Genomic DNA, 23944 nt, shown 5'->3' with positions numbered 1-23944 from the left:
CTTAGATTAGTCAATTTCAATGCTGATGGCTTTCGGCATGTGAATGCTGATGTGAGGATTGTCCCCGATGTTCCGGCGGACAATCTTCCGCTTCGATCTGCAAGGTCATCTCGGTAATATGATGCTCATGGTGGAGCATCTCAAAGGCCTGATGACGCAGTTTCTGATAATCCACATTCGGCGCAACCAGATGCACGGTCAGCATGACTTTTTTGGAAGTAATCGCCCAGACCTTGAGCTGATGAATATCCTCGACCCCGTCAAGCGCCAAAAGATCGTGACGTAATTTTTCAATATCAATTTCCTCCGGCACACCTTCAAGCAGAATATTGATGCTCTGTTTCAGCAAAACCCAGGTTCTTGGCAATACCCAAAATCCGATTAATACTGCAATGAGTGTATCAATCCACATCCAGCCGGTGAAATAAATCACTAACGCTCCAATAATCACGCCTACAGATCCCAGTGCATCACTCAGCACTTCCAGATATGCACCTTTGACATTGAGACTTTCCTGACTGCTGGACACCAGAATTTTCATGGAAATCAGGTTAATGATCAGCCCCAAAACAGCAACAATCATCATGCCAAGGCTCTGGATTTCTGGTGGATGACTCAAACGCTGATAAGCTTCAAACAAGATATAAATCGCAACCACAAACAACATCAAGGCGTTAAACAGGGCAGCCAGAATTTCAAAACGTTGATAACCAAAAGTCCGTTTATTGTCTGCCGGTTTTTGTCCGATCTTGATAGCCACCAGTGCAATAGCCAGTGCGGCAGCATCGGTAAACATATGTGCAGCATCAGAGAGCAAAGCCAGACTTTGGGTCAGAAAACCGGCAATTACTTCCACAATTAAAAAAGTCGTGGTTAATCCCAGCGCTATCGATAATTTTCTGGCATTGTCTGCAGTCACGTTGACATGACTATGCTCATGATGATGTGAATTCCCCACCGGCTACTCCTTCCTTCTTATTCAACGAGGACATGCATCCTCAGCATCATTCAAGTCTTGTTCTGATTCATATTACGCTTGAATTTTATCTATTTAAGTAGGTTTTTTATGAACTGTTTTATCAGTCGGCATTAAATTAAAGTTTTGGCTTTTTCATGTTCTGCCAGCCACGCCTGTACCGAAGCACGCTTAAAATTACGCTCGACATATCCTATTATTTTCACAGGAAGATTCACCTGATGGCTCAACAAACGATGCAACATAAAGGCCAAATCGAAGTCTGCAATTGACCAGTGTTCAGTCAACCATATGTCCTCCAGCATATGTTCTGCCACATTCACCAAGCGCTGAATTTCTTCAGTTATCGGAGCTGTAAGAGGTGTAGATATTTTTGCTGGATGAAATACCGAATCAGAAGGCATCTGCTGACGGATTTGCATAAAATCGGTTTTGACCAAGGCTTGTAGGGCGCGACATTTGGCTCTGGCTTGAATTTCCTTAGGATATAAAGTTGGATAATTAGTTGCTGGAAAGACATCCTCCAAGTATTCAGTGATTGCCCATGATTCAAACAGACTAAAATGATCTAGCGTTAAACACGGAACTTTAGCACTTGGACAAATGGCTTGATAAGCCGCAGATTTCTGTTGCTGCTGATCTAAATCAATCACGATTTCCTGAAAATCTAAACCCTTTTCTTTTAAGGCAACATAGACCGACATAGCATAAGGGCTGATTCTATTTTTATCGACATATAAACGTATATTTTGCATATCCTTGTTCCTGATGACCTTATTGTTTTTATTCAGTACGGCAGCCTTACTCTACTCCCTTTCTTATACAAAAGAAAAAATGAAATGCTTGATGTAGCGATCACACGAAAATTTTTACTTACTTGCTGATAGTGCACCGATACCCATTATTTTCTATTTTGCACAGGATCGGTAGATAAAGCCTTTTATTTTGCTTTTGATTCACGTTAAATTAAATCATTCTCTTGATATCAAAAAACTATGCTGAACTTAGCCCACCTCCCCGATACTGTATATGCCATTCAACATCTGGCTTTTGAAGACTTAGGCGCTTGGGAAGATGTTTTTTATCAGCTCGGCTTACGCGTCCGCTATTTTGAAGCCGGCATTGATGTTCTTAACAAAGCTTTTGAGCATCCTGGCTTAGTAGTCATTCTTGGAGGCCCTATTGGAGTCTATGAAACTCAAGACTACCCGTTCCTACAAGAGGAAATAAACTTACTTAAAGTTCGTTTAGAGAGAAATCTACCGACTTTAGGTATCTGTTTAGGGGCTCAATTAATTGCTGCTGCGTTGGGTGGCAAAGTCTATTCCGGGCATACCAAAGAAATCGGCTGGTCTAAACTCAACCTTGCTTCTGTTGAAAATAATCCGCTGCAAGCTCTGGAAGATATTCAAGTCCTGCATTGGCACGGTGATACTTTTGATTTACCTGCACAGGCTGAATTACTGGCCAGCTCTAAACTTTATCCGCATCAGGCTTTCCGTGTGGGTAATCATATTCTGGCCCTGCAATTTCATCCCGAAATAGCCAGTGACAGTCTGGAAAAATGGCTGATTGGCCATACTGGTGAATTACGACAGGCTAATATTGCTATACCTACACTTCGCGCAGCCAATCTTCAATTTGCACCTTTGCTGGAAATGACTTCAAAAACTGTCTTGGAACAATATCTGGCTCAATTAAATATGGCATCTTGATTCAGCGCATTTTAAACTTGACTCCAATTCTTGATATTAAAAATTTTATGAGCGCATTATTCGGTATCGCTGTTATTCATTTTTTCGCCCTGATCAGCCCGGGACCAGACTTTTTCTTTGTAACACAAAGTGCGATAAGACAGTCCAGAAAACATGCGCTCTTTGCAGCTATCGGGATTTCGTTGAGTATTCTGCTCTGGTCAATCTGTGCGCTCAGTGGTTTACATTTCCTGTTTCAGAAAGTGGCCTGGTTGCAGCAGGTGTTAATGATCTTGGGTGGCATATATCTACTTTATTTAGGCTACCTGATGTTAAAGTCAAGTTTAAAAAAACCACTATCCTTAATTGAACCAAAACATGAATCTGTCCCGGTAGCACAAGCATCATATTTTAAATTATTGCTTCAGGGGTTTTTGACTAATATGGCCAACCCTAAAGCCCTGATTTACTTTAGCAGTGTCTTTTCTCTGGCCATCAGTTCCAATGCAAGCTTATCAGAGCAATCTTCCTTGTTATTCTTGGTATTTATAGAAAGCCTGCTCTGGTTTGCAGTTGTTGCTGTTATTTTTTCAATGCGCAAGATGAATACCTATTATCAAAAATTTGCCAAATGGATTGACGGGATCACCGGTGGAATTTTTATCAGTTTTGGCTGTTTACTTATTTTTAACCGGAATTAAACTTGTTGATTCAATTAAAAAAGCACCTGAATATAGGTGCTTTTTTAATCAAGTTGTGCTTATTTCGCTTTGGCTGTTGGCACACTTGCTTCAGTGGTAATCTGTACGGTAATTTTATCACCTACATTAGGTACATAGTTTGCAATACCAAATGCAGAACGGTTGAATGATGTAGTGGCATTAAAACCGACTGTTTCTGCTTTGGTCATTGGATGTGGGCCTTTCTTGTTCAAGACGGCATCCAATACAACCGGCTTAGTAACGCCTTTAATGGTCAAATCACCAGTAATTTTAAATTTCTTTTTGTCCTGAGTTTCAACTTTGGTACTTTTAAAAGTGATGTTTGGGTATTTCGCTGCATCAAACCAGTCTGCCGCCACTAAATGCTCATCCAAAGCTTTCACGTTAGTATTGATACTCGACAGTGGAATTGTCACATTCACAGAAGAGTTCGCAGGTTTTTGCTCATCAACATTAATGGTACCCTGAATATTTGAGAAGTTACCTGATGGTGTAGAAAAACCAAAATGATCCCAGCTAAATACGGTGGCTGTATGGGTTGGGTCAATGGTATAAGCCACTGGTTTAGCCATAGAAACAGTTGCCACGGACGCAACCGCCAAGCCTAATGCTAATGTTTTGAAATTCATGTTTTTATCTCTCGTTTTGGATGTCATCAAGTGTATAGAAACTGGCAACGTTTGCAGCCCTAAAGATAAAACGTTTTGTTGCAGCTATGAAACGATAAATTTGTAAGTTATTTTTCTAACTTTTGATGGTCAATCCATACGGTATTGGATGAATCCGGTTTTCTTGGCGACTTTGTTATATAACGCTTGTGCCTGATGGTTTGATTCCTGAGTCAGCCAGTACACCCGGTCGCAATTACGCTGCTGCGCGACCTGATAGATATGTTCAATCAACTTACGCGCCACGCCCCGGCCACGATAATCTGGATGGACAAATAAATCCTGCAAATAGGCATACGGTCTTATTGTCCAGCTACTGTTATGCTCAATGACATGTACAATTCCCACAACCTTTCCATCCATCATTGCAGCAAAACCGTACATTGAATCTAATTCATAATTGGTTAATTTATCCCAGGTATTTTCACTCACCTCATCCGAAATTTGCGCCTGATAAAAGCGTTGATAGTCTTGCCATAAAAATAGCCATTCCGACTGTGATATTTGCTCTAGAGCTTTGATCTGGATCTGGGGCTGTATATTCATGTTTAACCGCTTCTTTGGCTTATTTCTTTAATTTAAGTCGTTTCGATAGTGGTCGCTGAATTATTATAGCGGCCTAAACCTAGCTTTATCTCATCTCGTGTTCATAAGCAACCCATCAGATGAAAATCATCCGGCATAAAAAAAGCCCCAATCAGGGACTTTTCACGCTTTATGTTTAAAGTTTTTCAACCAGAATACGATCAACCTGTTTTAGGCCAGTCGTCTTTTCATGATTTTTACGACGCACTTTAATGACCTTTTCTTCGGCTAATTCTTGCAGCATTAAATCAACTGCAACCATCGCGTCAAGAGGTAACTCCTGTCCGATCCACTTGAGTTCGCCTGCATCCATTAAAGTAATTTCATCGTTAATTTGTTCATACAAGCTCATGTTCATCTCACTCTTTCATTTCGACTATGGAAGAACTTTCTAACGGTTGCCACATGAAAACAACGCTAAAAAGCGAAAAAACAAAAGACGCCCCATAACTGGAGCGCCTTTTAAAAAACCACCTAATCAGTTGATTATGCAGTAATCTCTTTTACAGCTGCTACCACTGCTTCAGTAGTAATACCGAAGAACTGGAACAGATCTTTTGCAGGTGCAGATTCGCCATAAGTGGTCATACCGATGACGCGACCATCAAGACCCACAAATTTCCACCAGTAATCTACATGTGCAGCTTCAACCGCAACACGTGCACGAATGTTTGATGGAAGAACCGCTTCACGATAAGCTGCATCTTGCTTCATGAATTCTTCGGCACATGGCATAGATACCACACGCACGCCTTCAAGCTGTGCATAAGCGTCCATTGCCAGAGATACTTCTGAACCAGTTGCAATAATAATTGCTTTTAATTCGCCTTTTTCTTCAGCCAGTACATAACCACCTTTTGCCACGTTCTCGATTTGTGCTTGAGTACGGGTCTGGAATGGCAAGTTCTGACGAGAGAAGATTAATGCTGTCGGACCATCAGCACGCATGAGTGCAGATTTCCAGGAAATTGCTGCTTCAACCGTGTCACATGGACGCCATGTATTCAGGTTTGGCGTAGTACGAAGCGATGCGATCTGCTCAACAGGTTGATGCGTTGGGCCATCTTCACCCAGACCAATTGAGTCATGCGTATAAACATGAATCACGCGCTGTTTCATTAATGCAGACATACGTACTGCATTACGTGCATACTCCATAAACATCAGGAATGTAGCGACATAAGGGATAAAACCGCCATGTAGCGCCACGCCATTGGCAATTGCAGTCATACCGAATTCACGTACACCGTAGTGTACATAGTTACCCGCAGGATTATCCTGCACGCCTTGCGCACCTTTCCAAAGGGTCAGGTTAGAACCTGCAAGATCAGCAGAACCACCTAGAACTTCTGGCAATAATGGAACAAGTGCTTGCAATGCATTTTGGCTGGCTTTACGCGTCGCAATTGTTTCAGCTTTGGCATTCACTTCTGCAATGTAGGCATCCGCTTTTTCCGCGAAGTCAGCCGGCAATTCACCCGATAAACGACGTTTAAGCTCAGCAGCTTCTGCCGGATATTTTGCAGCATAGGCAGCAAATGTTTCGTTCCAGGCCGCTTCTGCTTCAGCACCTTTAGCTTTCGCATCCCAAGCTGCATACACATCTTCAGGAATTACAAATGCTTCATCAGTCCAGCCCAAAGCTTCACGGGTCAGGACGATTTCGTCATGACCGAGTGGTGCACCGTGACTGTCTTCTTTACCTTGTTTATTTGGTGAACCCAGACCAATTACTGTTTTACAGATGATGATCGTTGGTCGGGCAGTTTCAGCTTTGGCTGCTAAAGTTGCAGCACGTAAAGCATCAGCATCGTGACCATCAACTCTAATGACTTGCCAGCCGTATGCCAGGAAGCGTTGTTCTGTATCGTCAGAGAACCAGCCTTCCACTTCGCCATCAATCGAGATGCCATTGTCATCGTAGTAAGCAATCAGCTTGCCCAGACCCAATGTACCTGCCAAAGAACATGCTTCGTGAGAAACACCTTCCATTAAACAGCCATCGCCCAGGAAGCAGTAAGTGAAGTGATCTACAACCTGAAGGTCATCTTTGTTAAATTGTGCAGCTAAAGTTTTTTCAGCCAGTGCAAAACCAACGGCATTCGCGATACCTTGACCTAAAGGACCAGTTGTCGTTTCAATCCCTGGCGCATAACCCAACTCCGGGTGACCAGGTGTTTTAGAATGAAGTTGACGGAATGCTTTTAGATCTTCAATTGAAAGATCGTAGCCCGTTAAATGAAGAAGCGCATATTGAAGCATAGAGCCATGGCCATTTGATAATACAAAACGGTCACGGTTTGCCCAATTCGGGTTGGTCGGGTTATGGTTCATGAATTCACGCCAAACCACATCAGCGATATCTGCCATCCCCATTGGAGCACCTGGATGTCCTGAGTTTGCTTTTTGCACAGCATCCATTGCCAATACACGAATTGCGTTTGCAATACGACGTTCATTAAGCGGGGTTGTCATAAATCAGAGTCCAAAATATTCAGAAATAGGAAATGATGAAAAGACTTTCAAAACTGCTGCCTATTGTCTTAAAAAAACAGCGAGGGGTAAAGACTAACCAACAATATTTATCAGTTTATTGAGTGTCTCTTGCCTTATCGTACAATTATTCCACATTTCTTCTTCAGCTTTGATTGACTTGACTGGTTTGCAGGTTGAATTTTCCTGCATCTCGACATTGACTTCATTTTCTGACGTTGAATTTTAAGCTTTCAAACAGGATTGAATTTATGTTGGTTTTGCCTCTATTTCAAACTTCTTAAATCAATCTCTCTAAAGAAAATTAATAGATTCGATTGAGCCTTATATCATGTAATTTTTACTTATTTTTAATTATAAAATATTTATAAATCCATATAAAAATCTAATTAGCTTAGGTTAAATTTTAATATTTCTAGACTTTGATTATTGACCCTGACAATCGTTCGGCAAATAGCGCTGCTGAATATTGGTTGAATAACATTTCCCACTATAAACATCAAAGGCAATTGATTTCCCGCGAATCGCGGCATCTACACCTTGTTGCCGCATCTTAAATTCGATCCGGCAGGCAGCGTTAATGATCACTTTTTCGATATATTGGCTACCGCCACCAATCTGCCGTCCGGCATCACACTGTTGATCCGAGGCAATAAAATGGCTTCGATATACCCCAGCCTGCTGAAACACATCAGCCAATTGAGAACGTACGATATAGCCTTGATAACTCATAAAAGCCATCGTGGCTAAAATCGCAACAATTATCGTTACAATCAGCCCCTCAATCAGGGTAAATGCCTTTTGATACATAATCTCTGATCTCCGTATAGTCTTGCTCCAAAAGTCCATACAAAAAGATGTAGCTATTCCTAAGCGACAAATATTGAAGACTGAGGCTAATATGAAGATATACCCGGACACCAACAAGACAGCTAGTCGCACGGCATACCAGCTTGCTTTGCTTTATTGATGTAATGATCACTTGCTTAAAATAAGGTTTGAATTTTTAGCTTTATATTCTTTGCACGTTTATTTTTTTAAATTTAATTTGAAATCTAATAATTTAATTTTTTGTCAGTTTGGGGTGTTAAATATTATTAATGTATGTTCTCTCACGAATACTGCTGATTTAATAGGCATATCAATTTTTTTAATTCTATTAATCAATTAAAAACACAATATTTTGAAACAATTTCGTCCAATTTTGTTGCGTTAAGCTAGTCCTAGAGCGCAACTCGATGTAACATATCGGGTCTTTAAAATTAACTGTGATAGGACTATGCGCGAGTACGCTGTATTTACTTCGGAATCTGTAAGCGAAGGCCATCCAGATAAAATGGCTGACCAAATCAGTGACGCTATTTTGGATGCAATCTTAAAAGAAGACCCATATGCACGGGTTGCTTGTGAAACGCTTGTAAAAACAGGTGCGGTTGTACTTGCCGGTGAAATCACCACTACGGCAAATGTTGATTTTGAGGCAATTGTACGTCATACCGTGAACGGAATTGGTTATCACCATTCTGATCTGGGTTTTGATGGCTCAACCTGTGCTGTAATCAACATGATTGGCAAACAGTCACCTGAAATTGCTCAGGGTGTCGACCGCCAAAAACCTGAAGATCAGGGTGCCGGTGACCAAGGACTGATGTTCGGTTATGCAAGCCGTGAAACTGATGTACTGATGCCTGCCCCGATTTCATATGCACATCGTCTTATGGAAAAACAGGCTGAATTACGTCGTGACGGTACGTTGCCATGGTTACGCCCGGATGCCAAAAGTCAGGTCACTTTTGCTTATGAAAATGGTGTGCCAGTACGTTTAGATGCCGTAGTCCTTTCGACTCAACATGATCCTGAAATCACTCAAGCGAACCTGAAAGAAGCTGTGATTGAAGAAATCGTGAAAAAAATCATTCCTGCTGACATGTTCCATGCCGACACCAAATTCCATATCAACCCGACCGGTATGTTCGTGATCGGTGGTCCTGTGGGTGACTGTGGTTTGACTGGCCGTAAAATTATCGTAGACACCTACGGCGGTATGGCGCGTCATGGTGGTGGTGCTTTCTCCGGTAAAGACCCATCTAAAGTTGACCGCTCTGCTGCTTATGCAGGTCGTTATGTTGCGAAAAACATCGTGGCTGCTGGTCTGGCTGACAAGTGTGAAATTCAGGTGTCATATGCGATCGGTGTTGCCGAGCCAACTTCAATTTCAATCAATACTTTCAATACTGCAAAAGTATCTGAAGAATTGATTATTGCATTGGTGCGTGAACACTTCGACCTACGCCCATATGGTATTACCCGTATGCTTGACCTGATCCAGCCTATGTACAAGCAAACTGCTGCCTATGGTCACTTTGGTCGTGAAGGTTCGGATACAGCCTTTACGTGGGAAAAAACAGACAAAGTGGAAGCGCTTAAAGCTTCTGCCGGCTTGTAATTTATTTCTGAGAAAAGTCCGCTTTATGCGGGCTTTTTTTATGCTTGAATATCGATTCAATGAAACTTCGACTTACTTATTAACAAAACCTCAAGTAGCTCCTGACCTCTCTCAAATTTATAAAAGTTACATTTGACAAACAATTTTTGATCTATTTTCTAGCATAAATTCAAATAAATAGTTGATAGATTAAATTCCAGCTCTACAACAACAAAAGGATATTACCCGATGAAAAAACTACTTATTGCTTTAGGTTTAGTTACAACTGTTGCCTTGGTAGGCTGTAATAAAGAAAAGGCACCCGAAACAGGTGCTACTACAGGTGAACATCTAGAAAATGCCGCAGATCAAGCCGGTCATGATATCAAAAATGATACACGTGAAGCTGAAGTTAAAAGTGAACAGGCCCTAGATAAAGCAGCAGAAGAGACTGCCAAAGCTGCTGATGATGCAGCTGCTGCAGCTTCCCGTGCCGCGGATGCCACTGCTGAAGCAGCTCGAAAAGCAACTGCCTCTACCGCTGCAGCAGTTGAAGAAGGCGCTCAAGATGTACGTGAAAAAGCTGAGAACTAATTTTAGGATTCAGTCTGATATTGAAAAGCCTGCAAATTGCAGGCTTTTTTATCAATGATAGTTCTGGTTATTAATATCTATAAATTTAAAGTGGTTTTATTACCAGATAAAATCTGCACTTTATCTAAACCGCCCAATAAGATCAGATAAGCTGATAAATCTTATCAACAATTAGAATGACTTAATAATGATTAATGCCCTAAAACAAGCTGCATTAAAGCTGAAATTCAGTAGAATACCAGCCTTTATTTATTATTTTTAAGATTTTCACTCCCATGTCAGTCATTGTTGCTGCTTCCCAAAGGTCGAATATTTCGGTTTGGGCAGCTTTTATCTTGCTTATCATAGGTACAATCGGTGCCTATCAAATCGTTGGCTTAAATCAAGCCCTGTTATTCTTGATTGGTGGTGCACTGGGCATGACCCTGTACCATGCATCTTTTGGTTTTACCTCAAGCTGGCGTGTGTTTATCAAGGAACGTCGCGGTCGTGGTTTACGCGCGCAGATGATTATGCTCGCTCTGGCCGTCTTGCTGTTCTTCCCCGCCTTAGGTGCGGGTGAGTTATTTGGTAACCCAGTTAAAGGCAATGTTAACCCCGTTTCCATGTCAGTCATGATTGGTGCCTTTATTTTCGGTATCGGCATGCAACTTGGTGGCGGCTGTGCATCCGGTACCCTGTATACCGTAGGTGGTGGTAGCGCACGCATGCTGGTGACGCTCTTGTTTTTCTGTATCGGGTCAGTGATTGCGACCTCGCATCTTGACTGGTGGTTTGCCCTTCCGCATCTTGAACCGATTTCTCTAGTAGAAAGTTTAGGGGTGATCCCTGGATTACTGTTGAGCTTTATCATTTTTGCCATTATTGCTGCAGCAACAGTTTATTTCGAAAAGAAACGTCACGGTAGTCTCGAAATTGAGCCCAGTAGTAAACACCAAGGCTGGAAGCGCTTTATCCGTGGTCCATGGCCTCTGATTTGGGGTGGTATTATCCTGACCTTACTCAACTTTGCGACTCTGGCATTAGCAGGTCGTCCTTGGGGCGTGACCTCTGCACTGGCTGTGTGGGGTGCCAAAGGTGCAAGTCTTGTAGGTATAGACGTTGCATCCTGGGATTATTGGCAACAGGCGGGTAATGCAAAAGCGCTGGCCAACTCACTCTGGTATGACATTACCTCCATGATGAACTTCGGTATCATGCTGGGTGCTTTGCTGGCAGCAAGTCTGGCAGGTAAATTTGCGCCGAATTTCAATATTCCAAAACATTCACTGATTGCCGCTGTTGTAGGTGGCATAATGCTGGGCTACGGCGCACGATTAGCTTATGGCTGTAATATTGGCGCATATTTCAGTGGGATTGCGTCTGGTAGTCTGCATGGCTGGTTGTGGCTGGTGTTTGCCTTTATCGGCAATGGCATTGGGGTAAAACTTCGTCCAATCTTCTTCCCGGATGAAAAACCGCAGCCTGAAAAACTGACCGGTTGTTAATGCTTAAAATCAAAAGCCCATCTTGATGATGGGCTTTTTTTGTCTTCAGGATTTACAGCGCAGCTTTTAAATTACAGCCATAACCCATGGTCTGCTGAACCTGACGATAAGTCGTATAACGGTCCAGAATAAAGGTATAAAAATGATCGGCGTCGGAGAAATTGGCTTTTAAATTTTCATTCTTGGCATTGGGCAACCGGATGTCATTAACCAGTTCCAGATTGTAATGTCCCAAGCGGTACATATCGGCAAAATAACTATTCATCATATCGCAATAGGCGATTTTACTGGGTTTTAATGCGGTACTGCTAACGAGATGCTGGTTCAAGCTTTGCAGATTATTGACATCTAAAGGAAACTGGTGTGCGAAAGCAATACTTTCGACTTTCTTAAATTTCTGAAAGTCCTGGGCTAACTGGACATTGAGGGCATCAAAACGTTGCTGCAGTTCCTGTGCAGTCTGAACCTGATATTTGACTGGATCTACGACCGGTTTTTGTGGTTGTTCCGAACATGCAGTTAATCCAGTGAGCAGCGCTAATGACGTTAGCCATACCTTCATGTTTATACACTCAATTTAAATATACCAATGCTTATTATGCCTGAAAGCAGCCTGATGTACTGTTTAAAGTAATTTCTCATTCATATAACGCCAGTAGCGCTTTGGCACATATTGAATATGCAATTTCATGTTTTTGCGCGCCTGAATATTCACACTGTTGAAATAGTCTTTCCAGAGCTGATCATATAGCAGTTCTTGATCATCCAGTTCAATACTGAATGACTGACTATGACCAATCCGGATTTGTGGATCGATTATTTCCGCGTTCATCTCGACCTGATGCATCTGCTTTAAATCATAATAAATACCGTAATTACGCTGCTCGTCATAGATCAGCCAGCTCTGATCCTGATAACGCTCCTGAAAATGTCGGGAAATAATCGGCAAGACATTAAAGTCCGGTCTGACCAGACTCAGAAACAAGCCATCTTTGGCTTTTTTAAAGCGTATAAAAGCCTCCATGCGATGCTTTTCCCGACCCACTTGCTTGGCCCATTGCGACATGCCGATTACCGCAGCATGACCATAATCTTTATCGACTGGACGCTGGTTTTGAAAGACATAAACTGCAAAATCAAAAAGAGTCTGGAACGCTGCTTCCTGCTCTGAAAGAAAAGTATAGTAAAAAGCACGCAAACTGCTGGAAGATACTTTTTGCTTTAATCCCTGCCACACCCGCTGCCCATGTTGATCATTAGAGGCCACATGGATAAATTCATCAAATAAACCTGTTTGTGCTTGAGGATTGGCCGTCACTATCACATTAAATTCTTTAAACTCGAAAGCACGAAATACACAACTGAGCAGACCAGTCATGCTGCCATCAAAACAGTAACTTGCCACTAAAAACCCAATCCTAATTGAGGGGAAAGTTGCTGCTGATATTTAGATTGTCCTGACATCAAAATTTGCTGGCGGATCTGATGGGATTGCTGATCTTTCCCAAATTTCGGTGTATCCGCACAGCGAATAAAATGCTGCGCCCGGTTATAAGCCACACCCATACGCTTTAGCTGGTCAATATGGATCTGTCCAAAACGGCGTGCCTGTACAATTTTCTGGGCAGAACGCACGCCAATCCCAGGTACACGCAAAATCATTTTATAGTCGGCACGGTTAATATCGACTGGAAAGGCTTCAGGATGACGCAAGGCCCAACTGAGTTTGGGATCAATCTCCAGCTCCAGATTCGGATGCTGCTCATCGACAATTTCATCAGCAGCAAAGCCATAAAAACGCATTAGCCAGTCGGATTGATACAGACGGTTTTCTCTTAATAATGGCGGTGCTGAACCGATGGCGGGTAAGGTTTTCTCTTCAGGATTAATCGGGATATAACCAGAGAAATACACCCTTTTCAGCTTGAATTCCTTGTAATGCCGGTCAGCCATCAAAATAATGTCCTGATCGGTTTCACTATGCGCACCCACCACCATTTGTGTAGTTTGTCCGGCAGGTACAAATTTTGGAACGGACTTTATCAGCTTGCGTTCATCTTTGAGCTGGATCAACCGGTCACGCACAATGCCCAAGTCTTTTTGTACTTCAGCATGGGTTTTCTCAGGCGCAAATTTTTGCAGTCCCGCTTCCGTCGGCATTTCCAAATTAATACTCATACGGTCGACATACAGTCCGGCTTCGGTAATGATTTCCTGTGATGCACCCGGAATAGTTTTTAGATGGATATAGCCATTAAAGTTTTCTTCGAGTCTAAGTTTTTTGACGACTTGCAGCATCCGCTCCATGGTGTGATCGGCTGATTTAAAAATCCCCGAACTGAGAAACAGCCCCTCAATATAGTTACGCCGATAAAAGTTCATGGTCAGATCGACGACTTCCTGCACGGTAAATGCTGCACGCTGAACGTCATTGGAACGGCGCGAAACACAATAGGAACAGTCAAAAATACAGACATTAGAGAACAGAATTTTCAGCAAGGAAACACAGCGGCCATCTTCGGTATAGCTATGACAGATGCCATTCCCTGTATTGCCCACACCCTTGTCTTTATTTTTACGGTTGCTACCGCTGGATGAGCACGACACATCATACTTGGCAGCATCGGCTAAAATTCGCAGTTTTTCACGGATACGATCAGACATGGGCTCAGAGGATATTTGACCAAAAAGCTATTATAAAGTCTTACTTTCCAGACCTATAAACAACCCGTCCCAATTGCGACATAGTGTGTCGTAACAAATGTAAATGGCACGTAACCCATGCTGCAGTATTTCAAAATAAAATAACCAATATGATTTGCTTAATTTAGTGCTCAAAGGCAAAGTAAAAGCATAACAAGGAGCAAATCTATGTCTTTATTAGAAAATCTTGGAATTAAACATCCTATTTTCTTGGCACCGATGGCAGGTGTCTCTACACCTGAGCTTGCTGCCGAAGTGTCCAATCAGGGCGGCTTGGGTTCACTGGGTCTGGGAGCCAGCAGTATCGAGGCTGCCCGACAACAGATTTTAAAGACCCAGGAACTGACTGATTGCCCTTTTCAGGTCAATTTTTTCTGTCATGACAGTGTGTCTGTAGATGAAGCTGTAGCACAGGCATGGATTGCACAATTTAAAGATAAATTTGCCGAATATGGCGCTCAGGCACCGGATCATTTGGAATGCATTTATCCGAGTTTTAAAGACAATGATGACTTCCTGAATCTGATACTGGAAACCAAACCGCGAGCGGTCAGCTTTCATTTTGGTATTCCGCATCCACATCAGATTCAAGCCCTCAAAAAGGCCGGAATTCTGACTATGGTATCTGCCACCAACTTTGCCGAAGCCAAGGCTATTGAAGCAGCGGGAATCGATATTATTGTCGCACAGGGTATTGAGGCTGGCGGACACCGGGGAGTTTTCTCAACCAAATTTGATGCCTCAGTTAAAACCTCGAATCTGGTCAAGCTGATTAGACAGCATTCGTCCTTGCCCGTTGTAGCGGCAGGCGGAATTATGGATGGTCAACAGGCCAGACTGATGCTGGATTTCGGTGCAGAGGCAGTACAACTCGGAACTGCATTTGTACAATGCAAATCTTCCAATGCCAATGAGGACTATCGTAAAGCTCTACTTTCCAAGCCACTCACTCAAGTCAGTGCCAGCATTTCCGGTCGTCCTGCACGCGGCATCATCAATCACTGGCATATGGAAGTCGATACCCCAGACCGTTTGGACGTGCCAGCCTATCCATATACTTATGATCTTGCTAAACAGCTAAATGCTGCTGCTGCCAAACATGGAGATAAAGGTTATGGTGCATTCTGGGCGGGTTCAAATGTAGCACAGATTCGTGAAATGGAAGCCTCCGATCTGATTAACCAGCTCGTACTGGAAATGTCGCACCCTTAATCATTGAAATCATAAAAAAACCTCTCTATATAGAGAGGTTTTTTAATTCAGCCAGATTACTAGCGTGTAACACGATGCCAGGCATCTTTAACCGCGAATTTCGCTTCTTCCCAATTTAGGCGTGATTCACCTTTCAGTTTTTCCCACTTGGTACGCAGTTCAGGTTCGGCACGATCAAAATCTGTATCACGATCATACATTGAGCGGTTTTCATAACCGACTCGGTAGGCATCGCGATAGTCGCGATCATAATCCAGATCGATATAAGTGGTCCGCATTTCACTGAAATACGGGCGGTTTTGATACTCATCTCTCCAGTATTTATCTTCTGCAATCAGATGATCCGGATGTCGATAGTTATCGGCTTCTGGGTGATTTTCAGGATGCTGATAGTTATCGGTCTGTTTTTGATGATCTGGCGTAGCAATATCATTACCTGCAATTCCGCCTACAATTCCACCGATAATACCACCTACCACTGCACCTGGAGGACCACCTACCAGACCTGCAACTGCTCCCACAGCCGCCCCACCTAAAGTACCAGCGCTGGTCGCAGCCAGATTATCCTTACCTTCATTCATGTCCGGAACATGAGGATTATCTTTTACGGGGGTATTCAAATCCGGGCGTGCATTAGTGTCAGCAGGATTGACATTCAGACCTTCACTACGTTCTTGTGGCAATTCCGTTGACGTTTTATGACTAAATTCTGTAACTGGACGATTGGTATTTGTCATATAGATCTCCCTCAATCATGACTACAAGCCAGAAAGTTCACATCTGGGTTATATATGGATGAATCTATCTTAGAGGAAGCCTGAGTAAGCAATGTCCAAATCCTGTCCAGTTTAAGTGAACAAAATGTACTGGTATGTATTAGATGCACTCAAGTGTAAACAGAGTGCTAAAATTTGTCTGCTCAAGATAAAAAAGGTTGGTATTTAACACAAAAAATATTACCTAAATCGGTCAGTTGTCCTGACTTTATTGGGTCTGCAGTAAATTCACCGCTTCAACCTGTACATCATTCATTGTAAGGCCATGTTCTAGCAAGGTATTAAAATAATCTTCTACCACACGATACTGGTCAGCGGTATTTTCTACCTGATACATGCTTTGACGAAACTCGTTACTAGATCGCAGTCCTTTGGTGTACCAGGCAATATGTTTACGGGAAATTCGGCAGCCGGAATATTCGCCATAGAACTCGTATAATTCTGTCAGATGTCCCAATAAAACTTCTTTGACTTCTGCAATACTCGGTGCATGCAGATGTTGACCAGTTTTTAGATAATGTGCAATTTCACGAAAAATCCAGGGCCGGCCTTGTGCTGCACGTCCAATCATAATTGCATCTGCACCGGTATAATCCAGCACATATTGGGCTTTTTCAGGACTGTCGATATCACCGTTAGCAATCACAGGAATATTCAACATTTCCTTTACATCTTTAATAAGTGTGTAACGCGCGGTATTCAAATACATGTCTTCACGGGTACGGCCATGCAAAGCCAATGCTGCAATTCCCGCTTCTTCCGCGCGTTTCGCGACCCGCATAATATTTTCCTGTCCATTCAAATAACCAAGACGGGTTTTTAAGGTTACCGGCACGTCAACTGCAGCAACAACTGCATCTAAAATACGCGCAACCAAATCTTCATCCTGCAACAAAGCTGAACCGGCAAGTCGGTTACAGACCTTTTTGGCTGGACAGCCCATATTAATATCCACAATTTGTGCGCCATTGGCCACCTGATAACGTGCCGCTTCAGCCAGATCATGCGGGTCTGAACCGGCAATCTGCGCCGAAATCGGTGCCAGTTCTCCATCAAAATTGGCACGATATAAGCTTTTTTTACTCATTCGCAAAGTTTTGTCAGACGTCATCATTTCACTTACCGCATGACCTGCGCCAAAATATTTGCACAAGGTTCTAAACGGGCGGTCGGTCACACCTGCCATGGGAGCGACCCAAATTTTGTTATCTATTGATCTTCCAAACAATTCTTCAATTACACTGTTTTTACTCAAAATCTTTAACCTCATTTAACTTCGTTTAGTCGCTCTGTATTGACTTTTAATGCCCTATAGTTGCACCCTGTTTGCACCACAATATTTTAATGGTGCAAATTCATGGGCACGGTCACTAAGCGACAAACAAAAGACGGTACAACTCGGTATAGAGCTCAAGTCCGCGTACAACGTCAAGGCTACCCTGAATTCAAGCAATCCAAGACCTTCAGCAAAAAATCATTGGCTGAGGAATGGATCAAACGCACGGAAGCAGAAATTGAGTTGCACCCTGAAAAAATGTTGAACCCTGAGGTGCAACTTAAGCACAAAACTCTCAGAGACTTTATATTTCAGTACTTGGATGAAGCGGACAGTTTTGCCAGGACAAAAACAGGAGCACTACAGCATATCGCTAGTTTAGATATTTCTGAAAAGAATATCTATTCTTTAACGCGACAAGACTTTTCTGATTACGCCATTATGCGTCGTAAAGGTGATCCAGTTAAAGGCACTGATGGTGTTGCACCTGCAACGGTTCTTAAGGACCTAAGTCATATTAAAGCTGTCATTGTTCATGCTGAATTTGTATGGGGTGAACCTTTAGAGACTGTCTTGGTCGAATTTGAAAAAGCCATGATCGGTCTTCAAAAGTCTCGGATCGTGACACGTTCTAAACAGCGTGATCGGTTGCCAACCGCTGAAGAGCTTCAAATTCTGACCAACTATTTTTATAAAAGCTGGAAGCGCGTCAAGAATTCCACACCTATGCACTTGATCATGTGGTTTGCCGTGTATACCGCACGCCGAGAAGATGAATTGTGCTCATTACGTCTGGATGATTATGATGACTTGAATAATCAATGGCTGGTCCGTGATGCAAAAAACCCAAATGGATCATTAGGCAATCATAAATATGCTCACATGGAACCAAGGGCCATTAACATGATTGATGAATTCATGAAGCCTGATGTACGTGAGCGTATGGTTGCCTTAGGTTATGACAAAAACATTTTAATACCGGTTAATTCAGCAACCGTGTCGACTTATTTTACCCGGGCATGTAATGCATGTGGTATCACTGACTTAAGATTCCATGATTTACGCCATGAGGCTGCCACACGATATGCTGAAGATGGATTTACTATTCCTCAGTTGCAGACCATTACCCTGCATGAGTCCTGGAATACATTAAAGCGATATGTGAACCTAAAAAAACGTGGTACCCGGTTAGAGTTTGAAGAAGCGATCCGTGTTGCTGAGGACAACTATAATAGTTATTACAAAGAATGGAGTAAGAAACAGCGCTATATGGCATTGGTTGATAAAAACGATGCTTTTGAAGATGATGGCGAAATTAATGTCGAATTTGATTTCATCAAAAAACATTTAGATGTATTTATTGAGATCCACCAGAACAATAAATACTTTAAACGCCTGCATGTGAATAAGCTGAATAGCAATAATCCGTTCGCTTGGAATAATGAAAATAAGCATTTTGTAGCTCATGATATCCAATTAGCCTGGGAGGATTGGTTTATTGAAAATGGGAAAGTAGACTGGGATGAGTTACCGGAAGGAAGTACGCATTTTTCAGTTAAAGACCTTACAATCGTGAAGAAATTAAAGACGCGTACATATTTATGGGATGAATCTATTCAAGGCTGGATGGATAGTTTTGGGCAGTATTTAATTGATGATAAACATATTGAGAAGTAAGGGCACAATTAATGATGCAGGATTGGGCTGATATGGTAGTTGGGTGGTAATTAAAGGATATTGAAATGAAAATATATAAAGTAATTAGCTGTGTCATTGCACTCTTCTCTTTCTTATTTTTTAGCTATTTTTTTTCAGGAAGCGGTGAAGGATTTAGATTATCTACAATTAATCCAGTTGAGGCCTTAGAAGGTCTTGCTTTCACCTTTGGGTTTGGATTTGGGGTACCGATCTGGTTATCTTACATAATCTCTATTCTGATTCTCATAGGTATTCCCCTCCTAATTTACTTCTTAGTACTTGGTTTACTAAAGAAAATTATCAAGTTATAAATCGATTAATGTCCAAATTAAAAAGTCAATTTGGGTTGTAACCATTTATCTGAAATCTTATATTTTGACGTCACTCTATGTCGCATTATTGATTTTAAAAGACTTATTTTAATTGTTTGATTTTTATTGAATCCTTACACTCTTGATTAATGTTACAGAAATCAAGGAGCAGTAAGTTATGAATAATACTCATGGGGGCTTTCGAGCCGGGGCAGGTCGAAAAAAGTCTGAAGAGACTAAAGTTATTCGAGTACCTGAATCTAAAATTCTTGATATCAAAGAATACTTAAAATCCCTTAAAAAAGAAAATGAAATCACTGATATCCGTCAGTTCGATCCAGTCACTAAAATAGAAATACCATTGGCCACTGAACGCGTTCAGGCTGGCTTCCCCTCACCGGCTCAAGATTATGTCGATAAGAAACTCGATCTGAATGACTTCCTGATCAATAACGCCAATGCGACTTTCATTGTACGAGCAAATTCCCTTTCGATGCTGAATGCTGGAATTGATATCAATGATGCTCTTATCGTGGATCGCAGCATTGAGGCGCAGCATAGAGATATTGTGATTGCCTGCGTAGATAATGAGTTTACTGTTAAGCGACTGATTATTGATACCAAAGGTTGTTGGTTGAAAGCTGAGAATGAGGGGTATCCAGATATTCATCCCCAAGAAGGCCAGCAGTTTGAAATCTGGGGTGTAGTCACAAATGTAATCAAGAAATTTAGATGAGCTATAACCATGAAATATATGCGCTCATTGATGTAAATAATTGCTATGTAAGCTGTGAGCGCCTGTTCAACCCTAAACTTAAGGATGTGCCGGTCATTGTTCTTTCCAACAATGACGGTTGTGCAGTTGCGCGCTCTCAAGAAGCAAAAGATATTGGTATCAAGATGGGGGTTCCCCTATTCCAGATCCGGGAAATTGTCGAAAAATACAATGTTCAGGTTCTTTCTAGTAACTATGCTTTATATGCAGAAATGTCTCACCGTTTCCATTCGATTCTGGCTGATTACGTGGCGCCAGGTGAACAGGAAATCTATTCAATTGATGAATGTTTTCTAAAGCTTACGGCCTATGCCCAGAATTATGATCTTGAAGCATATGCCCAAGACATGCGACAGCGGATCTTGCAGTGGATCGGATTACCGGTTTGTGTCGGTATTGGACGAAGCAAGACTGAAGCCAAGCTAGCTAATCATATGGCCAAGAAGGCTAAACGCTTCAATGGGGTTTGTGATCTGGTTTCTATGGATCCTAAACATCGTGATTATTTTTCTAGTCTGATTGATGTCTCCGAAGTCTGGGGAGTGGGTCGTCAGCATAGTAAAAAACTAAAGAGCTTAGGTGTTAATACTGTTAGCGATCTAGCCAGGTCTAATTCCCATCAAATGGGAAAACTATTTTCAGTGGTCGTACAGAGGACTGTCATGGAACTGCAAGGCATTTCCTGTATTGAGGTTGAGTCCTCACCCGCAACTAAAAAACAGATCATTTCTTCCCGATCCTTTGGTGCACGGGTAACAGATATCCAGTCATTGTCTGAAGCAATGAGTGATTACCTGCAGAATGCTGTTAAACGCTTAAGAGAAGACAAATCTCTATGTGGCTGCGTAATTGCCTTTGCCCAGTCCAATCCTTTTGACAAGCATAGACCTTTCTATAACAAGTCGATCACTATCGGATTTGCCGAACCCACTGATTGTGCAGCCATAATAAATCGAGCGGTAATGAAGCGAATAAATGAACTGTTTCAGGAAGGAATCGAGTTTAAGAAATGTGGAGTAATTTTGACCGCAATTGAGCCTAAGTCGACATACATATATGACTTGCTCTCTGATAGTATGCAAATAGAAAAAAATGAAAGGCTGCAAGAGGCTTTGGAAAAAGTAAAAACTAAGTTTGGTGATAAGAAACTTGCCATTGGTCCATGCAAAATGCATGGTCGTGCTTGGGCAATGTCACGCCAAAACTTGACCCAGAATTACTTTAGTTGGGAGGGGATGTTAACTATAAAATAAAGATTTAGCTTATTTTTAAAGGAAATAGAATAAGAAAAAATGGATTTATTTTTATATGGTACATACGATTCAAAAGGGAAATATTTTTAGGAAGAGATATAAAGGCTTTAATATCTCTTTAAAAAATCAAAAAAGATCCGCTTTTAAATTTATGAAATATATCTAATTTAAAAAATATAAATTATACAATCTTAAGTGTTTAAAGAATAAAATACATTATTTCACTTTTCCACTATTTTTATGAGTATTGCCTACAGACCAGATATCGATGGCCTTCGTGCTATTGCGGTATTACTAGTCATTTTCAATCATTTGGGCTGGTCACTATTTTCTGGCGGTTATATTGGGGTAGACATCTTCTTTGTCATTTCAGGCTATCTCATCACCATAATTTTGACACGCGAAATCCAATCCCAACAATTCTCAATTGCACGATTTTATAAAAAACGTGTGGTTCGTTTGGCACCTGCTTATTTTACTGTACTCTCAGTTGCTAGTGTCGTTGCCTGGCAGGTGATGCTACCCGGTGAACTGACTGAGTACTTTGAGAGTGTCATGTATGCCACTTTACTTCTTGCGAATATTTATATGCGTAAAGAAGTTGGGGATTACTTTAGCCCTAACGTAGAAAATGTGCCGCTGCTACATTTATGGTCATTGGGTGTAGAGGAACAGTTTTATATTTTCTGGCCTTTAGTATTGTGGATGTTTTTTGCCAAGTCATCACGTAAATATCTTTGGTTGATGATCAGTATATCTATCGTTGTTCTCCTGGCATATGCTCAGCTAAAACTGATTCAAAATCCTGCTAAAGCTTATTACAGCATGCCAGTACGTGCATTTGAGTTGCTACTGGGTGCATTGATTACTTGTTTACCACAACCAAAACTATCTAAAAAATTACTGCAAGGGCTTGTCTGGGTTGGGGTTATTGTTCTATTTATAGCAGCGATTTATTTTGACAAGCACACGCCATTTCCTGGTCTTATGGCACTGATTCCATGTTTGGCGACAGCCATCGTGATTTATTTGGGACAATCTGTACCTTCTAGCAATCTATTATTGAGTAATCGGCTTAGCACCTGGGTTGGAAAAATTTCTTATCCGCTGTATTTGTGGCATTGGCCAATTATCGTTTTATTCGGCATTTATATGCTGCCATTAAATCTGGAATATCAGATCATCATTGTTCTGCTGTCTATGTTGTTGGCATATTTAACTTATGCATTGGTAGAAAAACCCCTAAAACGATTTGTGATGGCAAAAAATTACAAGGTGATTATTTTAGGTTTCTTGATTCCTGCAAGCGTTTTTATTAGCGTTGCCTTGACTGTTAAGAGCAATGACGGCTTTCCAGATCGGTTCCCACCGTCGGTTCAGGCCAAACAGGAGGCATTGCATTCTTATGCACATTTAATCCGCAAAAAATGTATGGATACTGGAGACTCCAAAGTCTTACCTGACCCAAAGGATTGTGTATTGGGGCAGTCTAAAGAGGAAGTTGATTTCTTATTGATTGGTGATTCTCATGCCAATGCCTATACTGCAATGCTAGATGAGTGGGCGAAAGATGCTAATCTGCGAGGTTATGACATTACCCAAAGTTCAACATTTTATCTACCTGGAATCAAGAGATTTGTATTTGAGCTGAAGCAGTGGAAGGAACTTTCCAAATTTCAGGAACGTAATGATGCCATTACAGCTCATCTTAAAAATACGCACTATCCAATGATTATTATGGCTGGCTCTTATGCATCGTATTTTGGTGATGAGTTCAAACTTAAAGATGGTGTCCATCAGAGTGAAAAAGATATCTTTAAAGGAGGCTTGCTAAAAGCCTTAGAAATTGCTCATCAGTCCAGCGATCAGGTGATTTTATTGAATGATGTGCCGCGTCTGGATTGGGATGACATTCCTTCCGACTGTAATATCCGTAATGAGATTCTAAATCGACATGCTCCCTGTACGGTTTCGAAAGCGAGTTATGAAACGCATTTAAAACAGTTTAATCAGGTTGTGGCTGAAGCTAAAATCAAATATCCACGATTGAAAGTCATTGATCCCAATAAGATTATTTGTGACCAGCAGGCATGTAAAATCATGCTAAATAATGTGCCTTTATATCGCTGGAAAGATGACAATCATATTAATGATCAGGGCTCGCGACAATTGGGCGTTGAGTATTTAAAAAAGTTTGGTAACCCCCTGAAAGATATAATTGAAAATTAGTTCCTTAACTAAAAAATCTATGGTCAATAAATAGCTGTGCAACCTTATAGGAGGATGCACAGCGTTA

The 23944-nt window shown here is 41.6% G+C and carries 23 protein-coding genes; 11 read left to right on the top strand and 12 right to left on the bottom strand.

Features of this window, described 5'->3' with window-relative positions; genetic code table 11:
• Positions 1-16: 16 nt before the first annotated feature.
• A complete protein-coding gene (locus tag AY605_RS08390; RefSeq protein ID WP_064095962.1) occupies positions 17-958 on the bottom strand; it encodes a cation diffusion facilitator family transporter in 942 nt (313 codons plus the stop codon).
• A 131-nt stretch (positions 959-1089) separates the two neighbouring features.
• Positions 1090-1731: a glutathione transferase gene (gene yfcF, locus AY605_RS08385; RefSeq protein WP_064095961.1), complete on the bottom strand. Its 642-nt coding sequence runs from the start codon at positions 1729-1731 to the stop codon at positions 1090-1092.
• Positions 1732-1971: 240 nt separating this feature from the next.
• Here yfcF and AY605_RS08380 point away from each other — a divergent pair, with 240 nt between their 5' ends.
• Both AY605_RS08380 and AY605_RS08375 read left to right on the top strand, forming a co-directional pair.
• Positions 1972-2691 (top strand): glutamine amidotransferase, encoded by a 720-nt coding sequence (locus AY605_RS08380; protein ID WP_064095960.1) that lies wholly within the window; start codon positions 1972-1974, stop codon positions 2689-2691.
• A 47-nt stretch (positions 2692-2738) separates the two neighbouring features.
• Positions 2739-3371 (top strand): LysE family transporter, encoded by a 633-nt coding sequence (locus tag AY605_RS08375; RefSeq protein ID WP_064096168.1) that lies wholly within the window; start codon positions 2739-2741, stop codon positions 3369-3371.
• A gap of 59 nt (positions 3372-3430) precedes the next feature.
• Here the strand turns inward: AY605_RS08375 and AY605_RS08370 are convergent, their stop codons facing one another.
• The 5 genes from AY605_RS08370 to AY605_RS08350 all read right to left on the bottom strand — a co-directional run bounded on the left by AY605_RS08370 (position 3431) and on the right by AY605_RS08350 (position 7948).
• Positions 3431-4021, bottom strand: a complete 591-nt coding sequence (locus AY605_RS08370; RefSeq protein WP_064095959.1) for a YceI family protein — start codon at positions 4019-4021, stop codon at positions 3431-3433.
• Between the two features lie 129 nt (positions 4022-4150).
• Complete coding sequence (locus AY605_RS08365) at positions 4151-4606, bottom strand: GNAT family N-acetyltransferase (protein WP_064095958.1); 456 nt, start codon at positions 4604-4606, stop codon at positions 4151-4153.
• A 175-nt stretch (positions 4607-4781) separates the two neighbouring features.
• Positions 4782-4997, bottom strand: coding sequence for a hypothetical protein (locus AY605_RS08360; protein WP_064095957.1), 216 nt, complete (start codon positions 4995-4997; stop codon positions 4782-4784).
• A gap of 134 nt (positions 4998-5131) precedes the next feature.
• Positions 5132-7120, bottom strand: a complete 1989-nt coding sequence (tkt, locus tag AY605_RS08355) for a transketolase (RefSeq protein ID WP_064095956.1) — start codon at positions 7118-7120, stop codon at positions 5132-5134.
• A gap of 444 nt (positions 7121-7564) precedes the next feature.
• On the bottom strand, positions 7565-7948 hold the full coding sequence (locus AY605_RS08350; RefSeq protein ID WP_064095955.1) for a prepilin-type N-terminal cleavage/methylation domain-containing protein: 384 nt from the start codon (positions 7946-7948) through the stop codon (positions 7565-7567).
• 469 nt (positions 7949-8417) lie between these two features.
• On the opposite strand from AY605_RS08350, the gene metK reads away from it, so the two are divergent.
• The 3 genes from metK (at position 8418) to AY605_RS08335 (ending at position 11644) form a co-directional block, all read left to right on the top strand.
• Positions 8418-9584 carry a methionine adenosyltransferase gene (metK, locus tag AY605_RS08345; RefSeq protein ID WP_005246700.1) on the top strand — a complete coding sequence of 389 codons (1167 nt, stop codon included), beginning with the start codon at positions 8418-8420 and terminating at the stop codon, positions 9582-9584.
• 228 nt (positions 9585-9812) lie between these two features.
• Complete coding sequence (locus AY605_RS08340; protein WP_064095954.1) at positions 9813-10157, top strand: hypothetical protein; 345 nt, start codon at positions 9813-9815, stop codon at positions 10155-10157.
• A 275-nt stretch (positions 10158-10432) separates the two neighbouring features.
• Entirely contained in the window at positions 10433-11644 is a 1212-nt protein-coding gene (locus AY605_RS08335; RefSeq protein WP_064095953.1) for a YeeE/YedE family protein, read from the top strand.
• A gap of 52 nt (positions 11645-11696) precedes the next feature.
• On the opposite strand, the gene AY605_RS08330 is transcribed toward AY605_RS08335, so the two are convergent.
• The 3 genes from AY605_RS08330 to AY605_RS08320 all read right to left on the bottom strand — a co-directional run bounded on the left by AY605_RS08330 (position 11697) and on the right by AY605_RS08320 (position 14308).
• Positions 11697-12206, bottom strand: a complete 510-nt coding sequence (locus AY605_RS08330) for a hypothetical protein (protein ID WP_064095952.1) — start codon at positions 12204-12206, stop codon at positions 11697-11699.
• A gap of 63 nt (positions 12207-12269) precedes the next feature.
• Positions 12270-13049, bottom strand: a complete 780-nt coding sequence (locus tag AY605_RS08325) for a TIGR03915 family putative DNA repair protein (RefSeq protein ID WP_064095951.1) — start codon at positions 13047-13049, stop codon at positions 12270-12272.
• Positions 13049-14308, bottom strand: a complete 1260-nt coding sequence (locus tag AY605_RS08320; RefSeq protein WP_064095950.1) for a putative DNA modification/repair radical SAM protein — start codon at positions 14306-14308, stop codon at positions 13049-13051. Before AY605_RS08320 ends, AY605_RS08325 begins: the two co-directional genes overlap by 1 nt.
• 207 nt (positions 14309-14515) lie before the next feature.
• On the opposite strand from AY605_RS08320, the gene AY605_RS08315 reads away from it, so the two are divergent.
• A complete protein-coding gene (locus AY605_RS08315) occupies positions 14516-15559 on the top strand; it encodes an NAD(P)H-dependent flavin oxidoreductase (RefSeq protein WP_064095949.1) in 1044 nt (347 codons plus the stop codon).
• Between the two features lie 59 nt (positions 15560-15618).
• Here the strand turns inward: AY605_RS08315 and AY605_RS08310 are convergent, their stop codons facing one another.
• Together AY605_RS08310 and dusB are read right to left on the bottom strand one after the other, a co-directional pair.
• The gene (locus tag AY605_RS08310) at positions 15619-16296 is read right to left on the bottom strand and encodes a hypothetical protein (RefSeq protein WP_064095948.1); all 678 of its coding nucleotides are present in this window, start codon (positions 16294-16296) and stop codon (positions 15619-15621) included.
• 247 nt (positions 16297-16543) lie between these two features.
• Positions 16544-17590: a tRNA dihydrouridine synthase DusB gene (gene dusB, locus AY605_RS08305; RefSeq protein ID WP_064095947.1), complete on the bottom strand. Its 1047-nt coding sequence runs from the start codon at positions 17588-17590 to the stop codon at positions 16544-16546.
• A gap of 102 nt (positions 17591-17692) precedes the next feature.
• Here dusB and AY605_RS08300 point away from each other — a divergent pair, with 102 nt between their 5' ends.
• The 5 genes from AY605_RS08300 (at position 17693) to AY605_RS08280 (ending at position 23877) form a co-directional block, all read left to right on the top strand.
• The gene (locus AY605_RS08300) at positions 17693-19288 is read left to right on the top strand and encodes a tyrosine-type recombinase/integrase (protein ID WP_064095946.1); all 1596 of its coding nucleotides are present in this window, start codon (positions 17693-17695) and stop codon (positions 19286-19288) included.
• A 65-nt stretch (positions 19289-19353) separates the two neighbouring features.
• The gene (locus tag AY605_RS08295; protein ID WP_064095945.1) at positions 19354-19620 is read left to right on the top strand and encodes a hypothetical protein; all 267 of its coding nucleotides are present in this window, start codon (positions 19354-19356) and stop codon (positions 19618-19620) included.
• 178 nt (positions 19621-19798) lie between these two features.
• Complete coding sequence (locus AY605_RS08290) at positions 19799-20356, top strand: LexA family protein (protein WP_064095944.1); 558 nt, start codon at positions 19799-19801, stop codon at positions 20354-20356.
• A complete protein-coding gene (locus AY605_RS08285; RefSeq protein ID WP_064095943.1) occupies positions 20353-21648 on the top strand; it encodes a Y-family DNA polymerase in 1296 nt (431 codons plus the stop codon). The genes AY605_RS08290 and AY605_RS08285 overlap by 4 nt, the downstream gene beginning before the upstream one ends.
• A 240-nt stretch (positions 21649-21888) precedes the next feature.
• Entirely contained in the window at positions 21889-23877 is a 1989-nt protein-coding gene (locus AY605_RS08280) for an acyltransferase family protein (RefSeq protein WP_064095942.1), read from the top strand.
• Positions 23878-23944 lie beyond the last annotated feature (67 nt).

The sequence above is a fragment of the Acinetobacter sp. SFD genome, from assembly GCF_001647575.1.
GTDB classification, from domain to species: Bacteria; Pseudomonadota; Gammaproteobacteria; order Pseudomonadales; family Moraxellaceae; genus Acinetobacter; species Acinetobacter pecorum.
The sequence above is the reverse complement of the archived record's forward strand: the minus strand, read 5'-3'. Positions and strand labels throughout refer to the sequence as shown.